1 protein-coding gene, 3 tRNA genes and 2 rRNA genes are annotated in these 2,130 nt (G+C 31.7%); 1 reads left to right on the forward strand and 5 read right to left on the reverse strand.

Annotated elements, in window-relative coordinates:
• The first annotated feature begins 372 nt into the window (after positions 1 to 372).
• Positions 373 to 1,317 carry a magnesium transporter CorA family protein gene (locus tag CLTEP_RS13775; RefSeq protein WP_066827641.1) on the forward strand — a complete coding sequence of 315 codons (945 nt, stop codon included), beginning with the start codon at positions 373 to 375 and terminating at the stop codon, positions 1,315 to 1,317.
• 37 nt (positions 1,318 to 1,354) lie between these two features.
• On the opposite strand, the gene CLTEP_RS13780 is transcribed toward CLTEP_RS13775, so the two are convergent.
• From CLTEP_RS13780 to CLTEP_RS13800, 5 genes are all read right to left on the reverse strand, one after another.
• Positions 1,355 to 1,428 (reverse strand) — tRNA-Cys (locus tag CLTEP_RS13780).
• Between the two features lie 5 nt (positions 1,429 to 1,433).
• Positions 1,434 to 1,509 (reverse strand) — tRNA-Phe (locus CLTEP_RS13785).
• A 3-nt stretch (positions 1,510 to 1,512) separates the two neighbouring features.
• Positions 1,513 to 1,587 (reverse strand) — tRNA-Asn (locus tag CLTEP_RS13790).
• A 9-nt stretch (positions 1,588 to 1,596) separates the two neighbouring features.
• Positions 1,597 to 1,713, reverse strand: a 5S ribosomal RNA gene (rrf, locus tag CLTEP_RS13795).
• A gap of 292 nt (positions 1,714 to 2,005) precedes the next feature.
• A 23S ribosomal RNA gene (locus tag CLTEP_RS13800) occupies positions 2,006 to 2,130 on the reverse strand; the annotation flags it as partial.

The raw sequence follows: 2,130 nt of genomic DNA on the forward strand, positions 1-2,130 counted from the left end.
AACTATTGAAGATATTAACTACTTAAATAAACGTACACAAATACGTTATTTATGATATATAAATTGTACTATGGAGGTGATAAAAAGTAAAGATTATTATAAAAATTTTTAACAATTATTAAAAAAATATGCTTAGTCTTTTTTTGAAAAATCATATGTAATTAAGTGTAAAATTTGGCATTTAATTTTTGCTTGATAGATAGATCAAACTAGATTTTGCTCTTTAGAGCTGATCAAAATATGATAACCTTGTAATTATTCTGTCAATATGTAATAATTACAATGTATTTGCTCACATCAATCATAATATAATAATTATGCTCTAACTAAATTATGTGTTAATTTAAAAAAAGTAAAGGAGGGAAAATCGTTATGATTTCTATATATAAGACTATAGATAGTGAAAATCCAAGACTTGAAAAAATTAATTCAATAGAACAAGGTTGCTGGATTAATGTTATATCACCTACAAAGCAAGATTTATTGTTTATTTCAAAAAAAACGTCTGTACCTTTAGATTTCCTTAATTCAGCTTTAGATGATGAAGAACCTTCTCGTATTGATATTGAAAATAATATAACTTTAATAGTAATAGATATACCTTTTACAGAAATCGAAGACAATTCATTAACATATGATACTTATCCTCTTGCTATTATCAATACACCAAATGAATTGATAACAATTTGCCTTAAAAGCAGTAAAATTTTAAATGATTTTGTAAACAATAAAGTTAGAAATTTTTATACATATAAACGTTCTAGATTTATACTCCAAATTTTGTTTAGAGTATCAAATTACTATCTTGAATGTCTTAGACAGATTGACAAGAAAAGTTTAATGATACAAAAAAAGTTACAAAAATCTATGGGAAACAGAGAATTGATGTATATATTATCACTAAGAAACTCACTTATTTATTTTTCAACTTCACTAAAATCAAATGAAATAACTCTTGAAAAAATGTTAAAACTAAACCTGATTCAAAAATATGAAGAGGATAAAGATATTTTAGAAGATGTTATTTTGGAAAATAAACAGGCAATAGAAATGACAACAATTTATAGTGATATTTTGACTGGTACTATGGAAGCATCTGCTTCTGTAATATCTAATAATTTAAACATTGTAATGAAACTTATGACAGCTGTCACCATAGTTATGTCTATTCCAACAATTATATCTGGATACTGGGGTATGAATGTTCCTGATATTCCTTTTGCACAAACTCATTTTGGTTTTTGGTATGCTGTTGGAGTATCGTTAATACTATCTGTTTTAGCAACACTGTATTTAATAAAAAAGAAAATGTTTTAAAAAAAGCTCGTATATCACATGATATACGAGCTTTTTTTGGAGGCGCCACCCGGATTTGAACCGGGGATAAAGGCTTTGCAGGCCTCTGCCTTACCACTTGGCCATAGCGCCTTATTTGGTGGCTCGAACTGGAATCGAACCAGTGACACGAGGATTTTCAGTCCTCTGCTCTACCGACTGAGCTATCGAGCCATATGGCTCCACGGAGAGGACTCGAACCTCCAACCTATCGGTTAACAGCCGAGTGCTCCACCATTGAGCTACCGTGGAACGTTTTTTACCTGGCAGTGACCTACTCTCCCACACGGTCTCCCATGCAGTACCATCGGCGCTGTAAAGCTTAACCTTCGTGTTCGGAATGGAAACGGGTGTTGCCTTTACGCTATAACTACCAGATTCTATTTTTGATATTAAATTCTCTCTATTAAACATAGAGCTAACTTGATGGCAACCGGAGTAATTCTTAACGCAAATCACAGATTTGCTAAATTACTCGTTAAATGTCATTTAGACATTTAACCCTTTACGCTATAACCACCAGATACTTAATCTCTCATTGACGTTTGTGGTATACATTGAGAAAACATTGTTCTCTCAAAATTGCATAATGAACTGAATACCAATCTCCAGTCTCTAACCATCAATTATGAAATAATAGCGATTAGTGATTGGTGACTAGCGATTCTTTTTGGTCAAGTCCTCGACCTATTAGTATCGGTCAGCTTAATACATTACTGCACTTACACCTCCGACCTATCAACCTTGTGTTCTTCAAGGGGTCTTACTGACTTTCGTCATGGGAAATCTTATCTT

The organism is Clostridium tepidiprofundi DSM 19306 (genome assembly GCF_001594005.1).
Classification (GTDB): domain Bacteria; phylum Bacillota; class Clostridia; order Clostridiales; family Clostridiaceae; genus Clostridium_AC; species Clostridium_AC tepidiprofundi.

Excerpts from the sequence above, each read along its gene's own strand:
- CLTEP_RS13775 (WP_066827641.1), top strand. The coding sequence starts at position 373 with ATGATTTCTATATATAAGACTATAGATAGTGAAAATCCAAGACTTGAA.